The organism is Streptomyces sp. NBC_00433, assembly GCA_036015235.1.
Lineage (GTDB): Bacteria > Actinomycetota > Actinomycetes > Streptomycetales > Streptomycetaceae > Actinacidiphila.
Genome location: CP107926.1, coordinates 1,866,869 through 1,882,148 on the forward strand (window position 1 = coordinate 1,866,869; position 15,280 = coordinate 1,882,148).

Here is a 15,280-nt window from a genome sequence, read left to right on the forward strand (position 1 = left end):
TTCATCCCGCACATCCGCATTTCGTATGCCTCGGAAGAGCGACGGGCGACACCCGCCGCGCCGGCGTCACGCCTCCTTGAGCAATTCCGCGGCGACTTCGCGCGGGCGGCTGAGTGCCAGCAGATGGCCGCCGGGCAGCACCTCGACGTCGATGCCGAGCCTTTCGCGCACGACTTCCCGTTGGAATTCCAGCGGGAAGAAGCGGTCGTCGCGGCCCTGGAGGAAGCGGGTGGGCAGATCCGGCCAGGCCTTGAGCGGCCAAGGCTGGGCGAAGAGGGCGGCCGGCGGCCCGGACTGGGGGGCCGCCAGCGCCTCGTCGGTGACTTCGGCGGGCACGTCGTGGAAGAAGTCCGTCCGCAGGTCGAACTCGGCGTCCGCGCCGCGGCCCGTCGCCTCCGCATATGCGGATCTGGCGGCGGCCTGCCCGGTGTCGCCCCACCAGTCCCCCGCGGTCTCACCGGGGCGCGGCACCATCGCGTTGACCAGGACGATCCGGTCGACCGGGACGCGGTCGCAGATCAGGGGCGCGGAGAAGCCGCCGAGGGACTGGGCGACCAGGACGACGGGAGATTCCGGGTCGGGCGCCGTGGTGCGCACGGCCTCGACGATCGCGTCCGCCAAGGCGTCGAGCCCCGCGGAGTCGTCGCCCGGGAGGTCGACGGTGACCACCGTGTGGCCGCGGTCGCGGAGCTCGGGTACGACCAGGTGCCAATACCAGGCGGTGCCGTCAGCGCCGGGTACGAGGATGTACGTCGCCATGGACCAGACCGTAGCGCGCTTGCACGCGAGCGGGGGCGAACCGGGCCCGTCAGGCGTACACCTGGCCGAGCCAGGTGCTCCAGTCGGCGCCGATACGGTCGCCGTCCGCGCCCGCTGCGAAGTCGTGGACGGCCACGCCGACGGTCGCGCCCCAGTGGTTGCGGCCGAAGAAGCGGTACATGGCGTCGCCGGTGCGCAGGCCGAAGAAATACCCGTCCCGGTAGTCGACCACGGCCGGGACCTGTCCGGTGCCGGGCAGGTCGACGTCGACGACCGAGCCCCGGGCCGCGTCAGCGGGCAGGCCGAGCGCCTGCCAGGAGCGCTCCAGGGCGTCGGGGGTGCCGGACCCGGCCGGTCCGGCCACCGAGGCGTAGGCGGCGGCGCGGCCGTTGAAGTGCGCCAGGTACTGGCCGAGGGTGTGCAGGTAGAAGTCGGTGTGGCGGTTGGCGCCGTCGTACTGGTTGTCCCAGTCGTCGACGAAGATTCCGCTGTGCACATAGCGCACCCATGAACCGCCTCCCTCGCGGGGCTCGATGAGGTGGTCGAGCTGGTTGAGGGTCTGCCCGTGCACTCCGTCGGGCAGCTCGGCGCGCGCGGTCAGCCGGTGCGGCGGGTCCCACGCGGTGATGGTGGCGCCGAAGGGCGCGGCGCCGCCTTCCTTCGGTTCGTACTCCGACGGCCACAGCCAGCCGGCGGTGCCTGTGGTGAGGGCGGCGAAGACCTCCTCGGGGGTCGACTCGACCTCGAACTCGCGGACGATCTCGAACGGCTTCGACATGATGGGCGACTCCTCCTCGGGGTCAGGCGTGCTGGGGGGCGTAGACGACGTGGTGGACGCCGGAGCCGAACGTCTCCGAGCTGACGACCTTCAGCGCGGTGGCGGGCAGGCCGTCCTGGAAGAGCCGCTTGCCGCGGCCGACCACGACCGGGTCGATCAGCAGCTCGATCTCGTCCACCAGGCCCTTGCCGAGCAGCCACTGGACGAGGGTGCCGCTGCCCGCGACGGTGATGTCCTTGCCGTCCTGCTCCTTGAGCCGGGTGATGGCCTCGACCGGGTCGGCGCCGATGACCGTGGAGTTGTTCCACTCGGCCTTGTCGAGCGTGCGGGAGACGACGTATTTCGCGACGCCGTTCATGTGCGCGCCGCCGGGCTGGTCGATCATCTCCGGCCATGCGGAGGCGAAGCCCTCGTAGGTGACGCGGCCGAGCAGCAGCGCGTCGGTGGCCGCCATCTGCGCGCTGACCGTGCGGGCCATGTCGTCGTCGAAGTACGGCCCGTGCCACTCGTTCGGCGCCTCCATGACGCCGTCCGCGGTCAGGAACTCACTGACGATCAGCTTCCTCATGATGACTCTTCCTCGTTCTCTTCCGTACCGGTGATCCGTGCGGTCTGACTGTCGGACAGTTCGGGGCGGGCTTCCGCCGCCGCGGTCGTCCGCTTCACCGTGGGGTGCAGCGCGACGACGATCCGGTGCGGGCGTCCGCCCTCCGCGTCCTCGTCGTGGTATTTGGCGATGAGCGCGCCCACTCCGCGGGTCAGCTCCTCGACGAAGGCGGCCCGTTGCGCGGCGGAGGCGAAGCGGACCTCGCCGTCCAGCGCGTAGGTGGCTATCCGCTTGCCCGCCCGGTCGGCGCCGGTGATCAGCGCGCCGGTGTCCCTGACCAGCCGGGCGGCGACCGCCAGCAGCCAGCGCGCGGACAGCTGGTCGCGGAAGCGGGCCGGGTCCGGTTGTACGGCGGCCAGCGCCAGCGGCGAGATGACGTACGAGGCCGCGGTGGCCCGCATCAGCCGCTCGGTGACATTGCCCTTCCTGCGCTCGCCGGCCAGCTCGACCAGGCCGTGCTTCTCCAGGGCCTTGAGGTGGTAGTTCACCTTCTGCCGGGGCAGCCCCACCCGCCCGGCCAGCATCGCCGCCGAGGCGGGCCCCGCGGCCAGCTCGGCGAGCAGCCGGGCCCTTGTCGGGTCCAGGGAGACGGCGGCCGCCTCGGCGTCCTCGATCACGCTCACGTCCAACATGGCTCCAGCGTCCCACCGAAAACTTTTTTTGTCCAGGAGAGAATCTTTGTCGGTGAGAGTGGAGCGGGAAGGGCCGCGGGCAGGTCAGTCGACAGGGTGCGGGCGGCGCTCCCCGTAGTCGCGGAGGGCCTGCTCCACCATGGCGGCGAGGCGGGTGTGGTGGGCGCCCCGCCAGTAGACGCGGCCGCAGCCGGCGCATTCGGCGAAGACGTCGTAGGTCTTGCGCGTGCCGTCCGCGAGCCTGTCCCGCACCGAATCCTTGTCGGCGCCGGTGAGCGGGCCGTTGCAGGCGACGCAGCGGGTCCACGGGGCGAGTGCGGGCTCGAACCTGCTCAGCACGTCCTGCAGCTGCTCCTCGGGCCGGTCACTGTAGACGTAGCCGCCCGCCCACAGCTCGCGGCGGCGCAGCAGGCCGCGGTCGCGGGACAGCAGCACCCGGCGCTCCTTCGCGGACCGCGCGGCAAGTGCCGGGTCGCCGATGTCCTCGCTCTCGTACGCGGCGTCGACGCCCAGCAGGCGCAGGCGCCTGGCCAGCGTGCCGAGGTGCACGTCGAGCAGGAAGCGCAGCGGGGCGCCGGGCACCGCCTGCGGCCGGGTCACCGCGCGGACCTCCACGACCTCGCCGGAGGCGGGTACGTGTCCGGGCGGCACGTCGCGGCCGTCGACGGCCAGACCGCCGACCTCGGTCAGCGGGATGCCCAGCGATTCCACGACGTGGCCGAGGGAGGAGGAGCCGTCCGTGGTCAGTGCCGTCGCGGCGGCACGGCGGTCGGCGGCGACGAACAGGTGCAATTCCGCCGGGATTTTGACGGTCACTTCTGGTCGGGTCACGGCGTCACAATGCCAGCAGCCGGCCGCCGGCCGCTCTTTGTCTGTCCGCCGTGTCGGCCGCGGCGGGTCACGCGGCCGCCCAGGGCCTCAGGTGGTGTAGGTCACCGTGACCGGGGCGTGGTCCGACCAGCGGGCGGCGTAGCTGGGGGCGCGCTCGACGATGGCGGTGGCGGCCGCGGAGGCAAGCTTCGGCGTGGCCATGTGGTAGTCGATGCGCCAGCCCGTGTCGTTGTCGAAGGCCTTGCCGCGGTAGGACCACCACGAGTAGGGGCCGTCCACCCCCGGGTGCAGGCGGCGCACGACGTCGGTCCAGCCGGTCGCGGGGTCGAGGAGGTCGGTGAGCCAGGCGCGCTCCTCGGGCAGGAAGCCGGAGGACTTGAGATTGCCGCGCCAGTTGCGCAGGTCGGCTTCCTGGTGGGCGATATTCCAGTCGCCGCACACGAGGGCGTGGCCGCCGGTGGCGGCGGCGCGCTCGCGCAGGGTGTCGAGGTGGGCGCGGAATTCCGCCATGAAGCGGTATTTCGCGGTCTGGCGCTCGGTCTCCGCCTCGCCGGTGGGCAGGTAGAGGCTGCCGACGGTGAGCCCGGCGGACGCGCCTTCGCCCGGCAGGTCGACCTCGATGTAGCGTCCTGAGGCGTCGTATTCGGCCGAGCCGAAGCCGACGCGCACGGCGGTGGGTGCCTGCCGGGAGTAGACGGAGACGCCGGCGCGGCCCTTGGTGGCGGCGGGGGCGTGGTAGGCGTGCCAGCCGTCGGGGTCGCGCAGCTCGTCGGGGAGCTGGTCCGGCTCCGCGCGGACTTCCTGCAGGCATACGACGTCCGCCGCGGTCGCCGCCAGCCAGGGCAGGAAGCCCTTCTTCGCGGCGGCCCGCAGCCCGTTCACGTTCACGGAAGTCACGGTCAGCACCGCAGGGACGATACCCGCAGAGGCGCGGCGGCAGAAAATCGTATCGCACATGTGTGCGAAATATGGGTGTGGTGACCACGTAGAATGGCGGCGTGGAGATCAGGAAGACGCGTTACAACGAACCGGCCGCGATGCGGCTGAACGACCTGGTGCAGCGGGAGTATGTCGAGCGGTACGGCGACGGGGACGCGACCCCGATGGCCGCCGACCACTTCGACCCGCCGCACGGGCTGTATCTGGTGGCCTACGACGCCGACGGCGAGCCCGTCGCCAGCGGCGGCTGGCGGGCGCAGGACGCCTCGCCCGAGGGTCACGAGGACGGCGACGCGGAGGTCAAGCGGATGTTCGTGGTGCGGGAGGCCCGCGGGCGCGGGCTGGCCCGGGCGATCCTGGCGGCGCTGGAAGCGAGCGCCGCGGCGGCAGGGCGCACCAGGATGGTGCTGGAGACCGGGCTGCGTCAGCCCGAGGCCATATCCCTGTACGAGTCGTCCGGCTATGTGCCGGTGAAGAAGTTCGGCTACTACCGCGACCAGGACCTCAGCCTGTGCATGGGCAAGTCCCTGGTGGAGCCGCAGGACTGAGCGCCCGCCGGGGCCTGTCCGGCGCACCGCCGGCCGGACGGGATTCGTCGGACCGGCCCTAACGCCGCCGGGAGCCGCGCAGGAAGCGTCCGCACAGCCAGCCGACGACGAAGGTGGCGAGCAGCGCGAGCCACAGCGGCATGGTCACCTCGGGGACCAGCAGCCGGATGCGGACGTCCTTGGTGTTCTCGAAGATGAAGACCAGTGCGAGCGCGCCGAGGACCAGGACGACGATCCTGCCCGGGGTCAGCCGGTCGCGCAGGCCGCGGCCGGCCGCTTTCTCGGAAGTCATGGCGCCCTCCAGTTGTCGGCTGCCGGTCCCGTGCGGTTCATGATCCCCGGGAAGGGCGCCGGGCGCCGGGGCGTAGTACTCCGTCCGGGTGAGGGCGGGTTTTCGGCGCGGTCAGGCGCGCAATTCCTCGTAGACGGCCATCACGCTGCGAGCCTGCTGCTCGACCTGGTCGGTGACCGGCACCCAGCGCGGGCGGTAGGCCCGCTCGTAGGCCTCGCACCACTTGTCCACCAGCCGGGCGACCAGCGGGACGTCGGCGACCTGGCGGAGCATCGCGGCGGCGCGCAGCGGGATGCGCTGGGCGTAGACCTCGATGCTGGTCACCAGGGCGGTCGTCATGTCGGGCAGTGGCGCGGCGCCCGGCACGCGGACGGCGGGGTCCCAGTCGGCGGTGAGCGCGGGCCCGAGCCCGACCAGCTCGCGCACGGTGCGCAGCAGCGGGCAGTCCGCGGTCCTGAGCTGCGGGCGTACCGCGTCCAGCAGCCGTGCCACGGTGGGCAGGTCGCGGCGCAGGGCGGCGCCCGCGGTGCGCAGGGCGCGGTCGGGGTCGGGGTGCGGTGTGGTGTCCGCGCTGCGGTCGCAGGCCCACATCGGGACCTCCACGACCGCCGTCACCCCGTCGTAGCGCTTGGCGTGCATCCAGGTGGAGTGGGCGCCGTCGCCGACCGTCGGGTCGCCGCGGGGCGGCATCACGTAGACGCCGGGGCCGGGGCTCGGCCACTGGAAGGCGTCCGAGGAGCCGCTCTCCAGCGGGATGTCCAGCTCCGCGGCCGACTTGCCGATCCGCTCGGGCACCCCCGGCACTTCGCTGGTGAGCTGGACGAAGCTGCCGCCGACGTCGATGCCGTGCAGCGAGCACTGGAGCATGGGCCGCAACCGGTCGAGAACGCCGACCAGGGCCCGGGTCTCCGGCATCGCGGGGCAGCGGTCGTCGCCGTCGTGCGGCAGCCACTCGGGCTGTTCGGCCGCGCAGGGCCGGAAGAAGTGCTCGTAGTGGTCGCGCAGGGTGTACGGACCCGACAGCCAGGGCTCGTTGAGCACGGCACCGTCCGGGTCGATGCACAGCAGGAAGTGCCAGCTGCTGCCGTCGCCCTCACCGCGGGCCTGCTGCCTGGCGATGGCGCGGGCCAGCCGCAGCGCCGTCGCGCCGCCCACGGCGGCCTCGTTGGCGTGCGGGCCCGCGACCACCAGGACATTGCGGCTGCCTTCGCCCACCGTCAGCATCAGCAGCGGTCGGCCCGCCCGCGACCTGCCGACCCTCCCCAGCCGGCAGATCCCGGGATAACTCACGGTCAGAGCCCGTGCACCCGCAGTCACTTCGTCGGTCGTCGGATAGAGCATCCCCGCCATCCCCGCCACCGCAATCCCCCAGGAGCCCGGGCACGGAAGGCCGGGGCCGTATTACGACATCGAGTTCGATCCCGTTAGTACGACACGCCGCCGCAGAGGTGTCAACGGTGCTACCACGGCTGTTACGCAGGCCCTTGCGGGCGCGGCGCCGGAGCGTGACGCCGCAGATCACCCGCCGCGGCCGCACCGAGAGCGGCCGTCCGGAAGGCGGTGCCGTCGACGCCCGTCTCCTTGCCGGTACGGAGGGCGGGCCCGGCCGGCGGCACCCCGTGCCATTCCCGGCGCCCGCACACTGCCACCTGGGCGACCAGCGGCGAAGCGCATCAGTCATACGGCCGCGAGATCCGCAGCAGGAGCGGCGCCGGGTCGGTCACCCGGGCGGCGCGGGCCGCCGCGCCGCACCAGGAACCGCCATGGCAACGCCGAGCGTGACGGCGGCCGGCCCGGCCGCATCGTCGGGCGGCACCCGCGGCAACAGGCCGAAGCGGCGTACGCCGCCCGGCTCGTGGCCCTCCTCCTGCGGACAGCCCGACAGGTAGCCCGGCACCCCACCGCCCGGGGCCAGGACATACGGCAGATGGACGAGGGTGACCGCCGCGAGGGCGGTCGGGAGTGCCACCGGCGCCGGGCAGCGCGCCGAGCGGCGCGGGGCTCGGCGGCCGGGTGGGACGCGCACCGGCGCCCCGGGCAGGACGGCATCGGCGACGGACGGCGACGGGCGGGTCACGGATCTCACCCCGCGGAACCGGAAGGGGCGGAAAACGGTGCCGGATCCTTACGGAACAGGGACGCCGGCCGCTCCGGACCGCCGATCGATGGTCACTGTCAGTGGTGGGTGCGAGACTCTTTCCCATGAGCACCGCACCCGTGTCCGTACCGCCGCCGCGCCGGCGGATCCTCGTCGTGGACGACGATCCGACCGTCGCGGAGGTCGTCGCGGGCTATCTCGACAGAGCCGGCTTCGCCGTGGACCGGGCCGCAGACGGCCCGACCGCGGTCGCCCGCGCCGCCGCCGCACGACCCGATCTGGTCGTGCTCGACCTGATGCTGCCCGGCATGGACGGCCTCGAAGTCTGCCGCGTCATACGGGAGGACGGGCCGCTGCCGGTGGTCATGCTCACCGCGCGAGGCGACGAGGACGACCGCATCCTCGGCCTGGAGGTCGGGGCGGACGACTACGTGACCAAGCCGTTCTCACCTCGCGAGCTGGTGCTGCGGGTCGAGTCGGTGCTGCGCCGCGCGGGCGCGGCGCCCCCGCCCGGGCCGTGGCTGCGGTCGGGCACGCTCGCCCTCGACCCGGCAGCGCGCAGGGCGCTGCGGGAAGAGGAGGAGCTGCCGCTGACCATCCGCGAATTCGACCTCCTGGCCTTCTTCCTGCGGCACCCGGGCCGGGTGCTGGGCCGCGAGGAGCTGATGCGGCGGGTGTGGGGCTGGGAATTCGGCGACCTGTCGACGGTGACCGTCCATGTGCGGCGGCTGCGCGAGAAGATCGAGGACGATCCGGCCAGGCCGCGGCTCATCACCACGGTGTGGGGCGTCGGTTACCGCTTCGACCCGGAGGCGTCCGCGGACGCCGACACCCATGCGGGCGGGTCGGTGGACGGCGGTGGCGGCAATGGGTGACGTGGTGGTCATCGCGGCGTATGCCGCGGTCGGCGCGGCGGTCGTCGGGCTGCTCGGTGCCGGCGCCCTGCGCCTGCTGCGCGGCCGCTCTGTCGCGCTGTCGCTCGCCGTGGTCGTCGTGGTCGCGGTGTGCGCGATGCTCGCCGGGACACTCTCCGTGGCCTGGGCGATGCTGCTGTCGGAGCACGACCTCGCCGTCGTCACCACCGTGTGTGCGATAGCCGCGGCCGTCTCCCTCGCGGTGGCGCTGCTGCTCGGCCGCACGGTGGTCGCCGGCAGCCGGGCGCTCACCGCGGCCGCCCGTGCCTTCGGCGACGGCGACGCCTTTGCCGCGCCCGTCGGCACGCCCACGGCCGAGCTGGCCGAGCTGGGCCGCGAACTGGCCGCCACCAGCGCCAAGTTGGAGGCCTCCAGGGAGCGGGAGCGCGCGCTGGAGGCGTCCAGGCGCGAGCTGGTCGCCTGGATCTCCCACGACCTGCGCACCCCGCTGGCCGGTCTGCGAGCCATGACCGAAGCGCTGGAGGACGGGATAGCGGCCGACCCCGGCCGCTACCACCGGCAGATCCGCACGGAGGTCGACCGGCTCAGCGGGATGGTCGGCGACCTGTTCGAGCTGTCCCGCATCCAGGCCGGGGTGCTGGCGCTCAGCCCCTCGCGGATGTCCGTCTACGACCTGGTGGGCGACGCGATAGCCGGGGCGGATCCGCTCGCCGCGGAGCACGGAGTGCGGCTGGTCGGGGACCGGGTCGAGCGGATCCCCATCGAGGTCGACGGGCGGGAGATGACGCGGGTGCTGGCGAATCTGCTGACCAACGCGATTCACCGGACACCGGCGGACGGCACGGTCGCGGTGTCCGCCCTGCGGGACGCCGCGTCGGGGGCGGTCGTGGTGTCCGTGACGGACGGGTGCGGTGGGATTCCGGCCGCGGACCTTCCCCGCGTCTTCGACACGGGGTGGCGGGGCAGTGGGGCGCGCACTCCGACGGTGACGCCCTCGGCGGGGGCGGGCTTGGGGCTGGCGATCGTGCGCGGGATCGTGGAGGCGCATCACGGACGGGCGGCGGTGCGCAATGTGCCGGGCGGATGCCGGTTCGAGGTCGTGCTGCCCGCGGCCACTCCCTTGCCGGGGAGGCTGTAGGGGGTACGGCCGCGTACCCGGGCGGGGCCGGTGGCCCCGTGGCCTGCCGTTCGCCGTTGGCGGTGCGGTTCGCCGTTGGGGTGCGGTGGTTGGGGGCTGGGCGCGCAGTTCCCCGCGCCCCTGAGGTCCTGCTGCTTGCCGTGGTGTCGCGGCCTTCCCGCCGTCGTGGTCGCGCGCGCAGTTCCCCGCGCCCCTGAGGTGGTGCCCCTTGCCGTGACCTCGCAGCCCACCCGCCGTTATGGGCTGGGCGCGCAGTTCCTCGCGCCCCTGCGGTGGGGGTCGGGGGGAGTCAGCCGAGCGCGGGCAGTTCGATGGTGAGGGTGCCGGCGTCGGCGTCGAGGACGGCGGGCACCCCGAGCGGCACGGTCAGGGCGGGCAGGCAGTGCCCGAAGCCCAGGTTCTCCAGGACCGGGACGCCGAGCGGCCCGAGCCGGTCGAGCAGCAGGGCGCGCACCTCGTCGTCGGGGCCGCAGCCCTCCCAGGAGCCGAGCGCGATCCCGGCGACCCCGTCGAGCCAGCCGGTGCGCAGGAGTTGGGTGAGGAAGCGGTCGAGGCGGTACGCCTCCTCGCCGGTGTCCTCCAGCAGCAGGATGCCGCCCGCGGCCGAGGGGCGGCCCGAGGGCGTACCGATGTCGGAGGCGAGCAGGCTGAGGCAGCCGCCCAGGGTCACGCCCGCGGCCCGCCCGGGTACGAGCGCCCGGGTGCCCGGTGGGTGCAGCCGCTGGACGTCCTCGGGCGTGAAGAGGGTGCGGCGCAGGTGGTCGAGTCCGGCGGCGTCGGCGAGGAAGGCGGGGGTGCCGGGCATCGGGCCGTGCAAGGTGGCCAGGCCGAGGCGGGTGGCGAAGGCCTCGTGCAGCACGGTGACGTCGCTGAAGCCGAGGAAGGCCTTCGGGGCGGCCTGCCGCATGGCGTCCCAGTCCAGCAGGTCGACCATGCGCTGCGTGCCGTAGCCGCCACGGGCGCAGAAGACGGCGGCGAGCGCCGGGTCGCACCAGGTGTCCCGCAGGTCGTCGGCCCTGGCCCGGTCGACGCCCGCGAGGTAGCCGGAAGGGTGGCCGTCCAGCACATGCGGCGCGACGACCGGCTCCAGCCCCCAGCCCCGCAGGACGTCGAGCCCGGCCTCCAGCATCCCCGGCGGCACCGGTCCTGCGGGCGCGACAACACCCACCCGGTCGCCCGGAACCAGTCGCGGCGCCCTGACCAGCGCGCGCACGGCAGCCGCGGTCACCGAGTCCCGCCGGCCTCTACGCGAGGGCGGACGGGCGCGGCCACGGGTGCGGCGGCCGGCACCGCACCGCCACCCTCGGCGGACAGACCCGCCCGGCCGACCACGGGCACCACCGCCCGCACCGCACGCCCGCCCCCAACGCCGGAGCCGGCCGCCCCACGTACGGCGGCCCGCACCACCCCGGGGCCCTCAACGCGGGGGCGGACCTGCCCGGCCACGGACACGGTGGCCCGCACCGCACCCGCACCGCCACCCTCGGCGGACGAAGCCGCCCGCCCCACCACGGGCACCACCGCCCGCCCGCGCGCACGCGCCCTCCCCCGGGGCGCGCGCGGGGTCGGCCGTGGGCGCGGGGCGCAGGCGGTCACGGGGTGAGGTCCAGGACAGGGATGCCTGGTGGGGTGAAGTCGAAGGTCTGGGCGTAGAGGGAGAGTTCGGCTTCCAGGCAGGTCACGAGGGTGTCCAGGCGGCGGAAGCCGTGGCCTTCGCCGGGGAAGGCCAGGTAGGCGCGGGGGAGGGAGCTGCCGGCGAGGGCGGCGAGGAAGCGGTCGCATTGGGCCGGGGGGCAGATGACGTCGTCGAGGCCCTGCATCAGGAGGAAGGGGGCGGTGACGCGGTCGGCGAGGTGGACCGGGGAGCGGTCGTGGTAGCGCTCGGGGACCTCGGTGTGGGGGCCGATGAGGGATTCGAGATACCAGGCCTCGAAGTCGTGGGTCTCGCCGCCGGCCGGCGACCAGCCGGCCAGGTCGAGGATGGGGTAGCTGATCGCGCCGCAGGCGAAGGTCGAGGTGGTGGTCAGCGCGGCGGCGGTGGTCCAGCCGCCCGCGCTGCCGCCGCGGATGGCGAGCCGCCGGGGGTCGGCGGCGCCCTCGGCGGCCAGGCCCTCGGCGACGGCGACGCAGTCCTCGACGTCGACGATGCCCCACTGCTCGCGCAGCCGGTTGCGGTAGGCGCGGCCGTAACCGGTGGAGCCGCCGTAGTTGACCTCGGCGACGCCGATGCCGCGGGAGGTGAAGTAGGCGACTTCCAGGTCGAGGACCATGGGGGTGCGGCTGGTGGGGCCGCCGTGCACCCAGATGACGTACGGGGCGGGCCCGGTGGCGGTGTGGTCGGGGTGGCGCGGGGCGTAGACGTGGGCGTGGACGTCGCGGCCGCCGGGTCCGGTGAAGACGCGGGCCTCGGCCTGGGGGATGTACGCCGGGTCGACGGTGTCGCGGTGCGGGTTGCCGATGACCCTGGCGCGGCCGGTGGCGGCGTCGAGTTCGACGATCTCCGCAGCGCTGCGGGCGCTCGCGGCGACGCCGATGACGCGGCTGCCGGTGGCGGCGAGGGTGCTGCTCCACTCCGTCCAGTGGCCGAGGGCGTCGGTGAGCTGCCCGGTGGCGGGGTCGAACAGCGCGAGCCTGGCGGCCCCGACGCCGTGCAGGACGGCGATCAGGCCGTGGTCGAGCGGGGCGAACCAGCGCTGCCCGAGCTTCCACAGCGGCCCGCCGAATTCCTCCTCGCGCGGGCACAGGTCGACCGCTTCGCCGGTCGCGGGGTCGACGCGGTGAAGATTCCACCAGCCGGTGCGGTCGGTGGACGCGAGCAGGGTGCCGTCGGCGGCCCATTCGGCCTGGCAGACGGATTCCTCGGGGCCGCCGATGAGGGTGCGGGCCGGGCCGAGGGTGCCGTCGGAGCGGACGTCGGCGCAGCGCAGCTCCGTGCCGTCCCAGGGCATCCGCGGGTGGTCCCAGGCCAGCCAGACGGCCTGCCCGGCGTCGGGCGACAGGCGCAGGCCGGTGACGAAGCGGTGGTCGGCGGGGGCGAGTTCGCGTACGGCCGCGCGGTCCGACGCGGCGCTGCCGTCGAGCGGGACGGCGACGTGGACCCGGCGCAGGTCGCTGGGCGCCTCACCGGTGAATTCCTCCAGGACGGCCCACACCTCGCCGCGCCCGGTGTGCACGGACGGCTCGGCCCAGCGCAGTCCGCCGCCGACGGCGGAGACCGGGGTGAGCGGGTAGGGCGGGTCCTGCGGGCGGTCCGGGCGGAAGGCGTAGAGGCGCTGGTCGGGGTGGTGGGCGAAGACGATCAGCGGGGAGCCGTCGACGATCGCGCCGCCCCAGGGTGTGCCGCCGTATTCCATGACGCGGTTGCGGACGTTCCAGGGGGCGGGCAGCGGGCATTCCTCGGTGCCGTCGGGGCGGCGCCTGATCAGCGCGCGGCGGCCGCCCTCGGCGGGGCGGGGCGCGGTCCACCAGAGGTCGTCGCCGACGACGCCGATGCTGTCGGGGCTGCCGTCGTGGGCAGCGGCGGTGGCCGCGTCGATGGGCGAGGCCCAGCTGCCGTATCCGGTGTCCTGCTGCGTGGTGGCGGTCATGCGGTCTCCTCCCCCGCGGCTCCGCGCAGGAAACGGTCCAGTACGTGGACGCCGAAGTGCAGGGCGTCGACGGGTACGTGCTCGTCCACGCCGTGGAAGAGCGCCTGGTAGTCGAAGCCCGGCGGCAGGCGCAGCGGTGAGAAGCCGTAGCCGGTGATGCCGAGCCGGGCGAACTGCTTGGCGTCGGTGCCGCCCGACATGCAGAACGGCACCACGTGGGCTCCGGGGTCGAAGTGCTCGAGGGCCTCGCGCATCGCGGCGAAGGACGCCGAGTCGACGGGTGCTTCGAGCGGCACCTCGTGGTGCTGGTAGTCCCAGCGCACGTGGGGCCCGGTGAGCCGGTCCATGGTGGCGGTGAATTCGTCCTGGCCGCCGGGCAGGACGCGGCCGTCGACGTGTCCGGTGGCGGTGCCGGGGATGACGTTGACCTTGTAGCCGGCCTGCAGCATCGTCGGGTTGGCGCTGTTGCGGACGGTGGGGCGGACGAATGCCGCCGCACTGCCGAGCCGGTCGAGCAGCGCGTCGACGTCGTCCAGGTCGGCGGGGACGCCGTAGAGCGCGGCGAGTTCGGTGAGGGCCGCCTCCACGGTGCCGGTGAGGCGGACCGGCCAGCGGTGCTCGCCGATCCTGGTGACGGCGGCTGCCAGGTGGACGACGGCGTTCTCGTGGTTGATCTTGGAGCCGTGGCCCGCCCTTCCCTCGGCGGTCAGTTCGAGCCACGCGGTGCCGCGCTCGCCGGCCGCGACCGGGTAGAGGCGCAGCCCGTTGTCGGTGTGGACGGTGTAGGCGCCGGATTCGCTGACGCCCTCGGTGCAGCCGGCGAAGAGGTCGGCGTGCTCGGCGGCGAGGAAGCCGGCGCCGTAGGCGGCGCTGTCCTCCTCGTCGGCGGTGAAGGCCAGCACGATGTCCCGCGCCGGGCGCTTGCCGCCGCGGGCCCAGGCGCGGACGCAGGCCAGCACCATCGCGTCCGTGTTCTTCATGTCGATGGCGCCGCGGCCCCAGACGACGCCGTCGCGGACCTCGCCGGAGAAGGGGTGCACGGTCCAGTCCTCGGCCTGCGCGGGCACCACGTCGAGGTGTCCGTGCACCAGCAGCGCGTCGGCCGACGGGTCGGCGCCGGGGATTCTCGCCACCACGTTGCTGCGTCCCGGCGCCTTCTCCAGGACGGTGGGTTCGATGCCGGCCTCGGCGAGGCGCTCGGCGACGTATTCGGCGGCTGCCCGCTCGTTGCCGTCGCCGCCGCCGCGGTTGGTGGTGTCGATCCTGATCAGGTCGGAGGTGAAGCGCACCACCTCGTCCAGCGCCAGGTCGTCGACCACGGGTGCGCCGCCTCCGCGCGGGGCCGTCGTGGACCGCTCAGCCATACTGCTCCTCCACCGCCTGGGAAACGAGTGTGGTCACGGCCTTGAAGGCGCGCAGGGCCGCGTACATCGTCGGCAGGGTATACGCCACCCGCCGCTCGCCGGTCTGCTCCACCCCTGGGACGACGGTGGCGGCGCCGACCAGGTGCCAGGCGTCGAATTCCAGCTCCACGGTGAACGGCCCGGCCTGTACGGGTTCGTGCCGTACGGCCAGCGCGGCGGCCTCCTGGGCCGCCGCCCGGATGTCGGCGGCGGTCCTGGCCGGCGGCCGGCAGACGGCGGCGTAGCGGGACACGTAGTCCTTCACGGCGACCGTACGGGCCCGTGGCGCGTAGCCCTGCGCGTCGACGCCGGTGCGGTCGTCACCGGTCACCAGGACGACGGGGACGCCGTACTCGGCGACGACCAGCGCATTGAGCCGGCCCTCGCTCGCCGGCTCGCCGTTGACCCACACGCCGGTGACGGAGTTGGCGAGGTAGGTGTGCGCGAGGACGCCCTCGGTGCCGGCGCCGGTGTGGTAGCCGACGAAGGCGACACCGTCGACGTCGCCGTGCTGGACGCCCTCGACCATGGACAGTTCCTTGTGCCGCCCGGTGAGCAGCTGGGCGCGCTCGTCCAGCTGCTCCAGCAGCAGGTTGCGCATCGTCCAGTGCGCCTCGTTGATGAGCACCTGGTCGGCGCCGCCGTCCAGGAAGCCCGCCACGGCGGCGTTGACGTCGGAGGTGAACATATGGCGGCAGCGCTGCCACTGCTCTGTGCCGGGCAGGACGTCGGCCGGCCAGGTCACGCCGGTGGCGCCCTCCATGTCGGCCGAGATGAGGATCTTCCGCATGCG

The 15,280-nt window shown here is 73.9% G+C and carries 16 protein-coding genes; 3 read left to right on the forward strand and 13 right to left on the reverse strand.

The window, feature by feature from the left end; genetic code table 11:
- Window positions 1–66: 66 nt before the first annotated feature.
- From OG900_07540 to OG900_07565, 6 genes are all read right to left on the reverse strand, one after another.
- Entirely contained in the window at window positions 67–759 is a 693-nt protein-coding gene (locus OG900_07540; protein WUH89975.1) for an alpha/beta hydrolase, read from the reverse strand.
- 49 nt (window positions 760–808) lie between these two features.
- The gene (locus tag OG900_07545) at window positions 809–1,537 is read right to left on the reverse strand and encodes an SRPBCC domain-containing protein (GenBank protein ID WUH89976.1); all 729 of its coding nucleotides are present in this window, start codon (window positions 1,535–1,537) and stop codon (window positions 809–811) included.
- Between the two features lie 22 nt (window positions 1,538–1,559).
- The gene (locus tag OG900_07550; protein WUH89977.1) at window positions 1,560–2,105 is read right to left on the reverse strand and encodes a dihydrofolate reductase family protein; all 546 of its coding nucleotides are present in this window, start codon (window positions 2,103–2,105) and stop codon (window positions 1,560–1,562) included.
- On the reverse strand, window positions 2,102–2,776 hold the full coding sequence (locus OG900_07555; protein ID WUH89978.1) for a helix-turn-helix domain-containing protein: 675 nt from the start codon (window positions 2,774–2,776) through the stop codon (window positions 2,102–2,104). Before OG900_07555 ends, OG900_07550 begins: the two co-directional genes overlap by 4 nt.
- 84 nt (window positions 2,777–2,860) lie before the next feature.
- Window positions 2,861–3,607, reverse strand: a complete 747-nt coding sequence (locus OG900_07560) for a Mut7-C ubiquitin/RNAse domain-containing protein (protein ID WUH89979.1) — start codon at window positions 3,605–3,607, stop codon at window positions 2,861–2,863.
- An 87-nt stretch (window positions 3,608–3,694) separates the two neighbouring features.
- Window positions 3,695–4,513, reverse strand: a complete 819-nt coding sequence (locus OG900_07565) for an exodeoxyribonuclease III (GenBank protein WUH89980.1) — start codon at window positions 4,511–4,513, stop codon at window positions 3,695–3,697.
- Between the two features lie 131 nt (window positions 4,514–4,644).
- On the opposite strand from OG900_07565, the gene OG900_07570 reads away from it, so the two are divergent.
- Window positions 4,645–5,094 (forward strand): GNAT family N-acetyltransferase, encoded by a 450-nt coding sequence (locus OG900_07570; protein WUH95655.1) that lies wholly within the window; start codon window positions 4,645–4,647, stop codon window positions 5,092–5,094.
- Between the two features lie 58 nt (window positions 5,095–5,152).
- Here the strand turns inward: OG900_07570 and OG900_07575 are convergent, their stop codons facing one another.
- The 3 genes from OG900_07575 to OG900_07585 all read right to left on the reverse strand — a co-directional run bounded on the left by OG900_07575 (window position 5,153) and on the right by OG900_07585 (window position 7,463).
- Window positions 5,153–5,386, reverse strand: coding sequence for a DUF1049 domain-containing protein (locus tag OG900_07575; GenBank protein ID WUH89981.1), 234 nt, complete (start codon window positions 5,384–5,386; stop codon window positions 5,153–5,155).
- Between the two features lie 111 nt (window positions 5,387–5,497).
- Complete coding sequence (locus OG900_07580) at window positions 5,498–6,736, reverse strand: M14 family zinc carboxypeptidase (protein ID WUH89982.1); 1,239 nt, start codon at window positions 6,734–6,736, stop codon at window positions 5,498–5,500.
- A gap of 370 nt (window positions 6,737–7,106) precedes the next feature.
- Window positions 7,107–7,463, reverse strand: a complete 357-nt coding sequence (locus tag OG900_07585) for a hypothetical protein (GenBank protein ID WUH89983.1) — start codon at window positions 7,461–7,463, stop codon at window positions 7,107–7,109.
- A 125-nt stretch (window positions 7,464–7,588) separates the two neighbouring features.
- On the opposite strand from OG900_07585, the gene OG900_07590 reads away from it, so the two are divergent.
- Together OG900_07590 and OG900_07595 are read left to right on the forward strand one after the other, a co-directional pair.
- On the forward strand, window positions 7,589–8,359 hold the full coding sequence (locus OG900_07590; protein WUH89984.1) for a response regulator transcription factor: 771 nt from the start codon (window positions 7,589–7,591) through the stop codon (window positions 8,357–8,359).
- Window positions 8,352–9,497, forward strand: a complete 1,146-nt coding sequence (locus tag OG900_07595; protein ID WUH89985.1) for a HAMP domain-containing histidine kinase — start codon at window positions 8,352–8,354, stop codon at window positions 9,495–9,497. Before OG900_07590 ends, OG900_07595 begins: the two co-directional genes overlap by 8 nt.
- Before the next feature lie 289 nt (window positions 9,498–9,786).
- Here the strand turns inward: OG900_07595 and OG900_07600 are convergent, their stop codons facing one another.
- From OG900_07600 to OG900_07615, 4 genes are all read right to left on the reverse strand, one after another.
- Window positions 9,787–10,710: an LD-carboxypeptidase gene (locus OG900_07600; GenBank protein ID WUH95656.1), complete on the reverse strand. Its 924-nt coding sequence runs from the start codon at window positions 10,708–10,710 to the stop codon at window positions 9,787–9,789.
- A gap of 379 nt (window positions 10,711–11,089) precedes the next feature.
- A complete protein-coding gene (locus OG900_07605) occupies window positions 11,090–13,084 on the reverse strand; it encodes a prolyl oligopeptidase family serine peptidase (GenBank protein ID WUH89986.1) in 1,995 nt (664 codons plus the stop codon).
- A complete protein-coding gene (locus OG900_07610; GenBank protein ID WUH89987.1) occupies window positions 13,081–14,448 on the reverse strand; it encodes a M20/M25/M40 family metallo-hydrolase in 1,368 nt (455 codons plus the stop codon). The genes OG900_07605 and OG900_07610 overlap by 4 nt, the downstream gene beginning before the upstream one ends.
- Window positions 14,441–15,277 (reverse strand): M55 family metallopeptidase, encoded by an 837-nt coding sequence (locus tag OG900_07615; GenBank protein WUH89988.1) that lies wholly within the window; start codon window positions 15,275–15,277, stop codon window positions 14,441–14,443. Before OG900_07615 ends, OG900_07610 begins: the two co-directional genes overlap by 8 nt.
- Between the last annotated feature and the right edge of the window lie 3 nt (window positions 15,278–15,280).

What these genes read in the sequence shown, in the direction of transcription:
- OG900_07540 (WUH89975.1), bottom strand. Translation starts at nt 759, where the DNA reads ATGGCGACGTACATCCTCGTACCCGGCGCTGACGGCACCGCCTGGTAT.
- OG900_07545 (WUH89976.1), bottom strand. Translation starts at nt 1,537, where the DNA reads ATGTCGAAGCCGTTCGAGATCGTCCGCGAGTTCGAGGTCGAGTCGACC.
- OG900_07550 (WUH89977.1), bottom strand. Translation starts at nt 2,105, where the DNA reads ATGAGGAAGCTGATCGTCAGTGAGTTCCTGACCGCGGACGGCGTCATG.
- OG900_07555 (WUH89978.1), bottom strand. Translation starts at nt 2,776, where the DNA reads ATGTTGGACGTGAGCGTGATCGAGGACGCCGAGGCGGCCGCCGTCTCC.
- OG900_07570 (WUH95655.1), top strand. Translation starts at nt 4,645, where the DNA reads ATGCGGCTGAACGACCTGGTGCAGCGGGAGTATGTCGAGCGGTACGGC.
- OG900_07575 (WUH89981.1), bottom strand. Translation starts at nt 5,386, where the DNA reads ATGACTTCCGAGAAAGCGGCCGGCCGCGGCCTGCGCGACCGGCTGACC.
- OG900_07580 (WUH89982.1), bottom strand. Translation starts at nt 6,736, where the DNA reads ATGGCGGGGATGCTCTATCCGACGACCGACGAAGTGACTGCGGGTGCA.
- OG900_07590 (WUH89984.1), top strand. Translation starts at nt 7,589, where the DNA reads ATGAGCACCGCACCCGTGTCCGTACCGCCGCCGCGCCGGCGGATCCTC.
- OG900_07595 (WUH89985.1), top strand. Translation starts at nt 8,352, where the DNA reads ATGGGTGACGTGGTGGTCATCGCGGCGTATGCCGCGGTCGGCGCGGCG.
- OG900_07605 (WUH89986.1), bottom strand. Translation starts at nt 13,084, where the DNA reads ATGACCGCCACCACGCAGCAGGACACCGGATACGGCAGCTGGGCCTCG.
- OG900_07610 (WUH89987.1), bottom strand. Translation starts at nt 14,448, where the DNA reads ATGGCTGAGCGGTCCACGACGGCCCCGCGCGGAGGCGGCGCACCCGTG.
- OG900_07615 (WUH89988.1), bottom strand. Translation starts at nt 15,277, where the DNA reads ATGCGGAAGATCCTCATCTCGGCCGACATGGAGGGCGCCACCGGCGTG.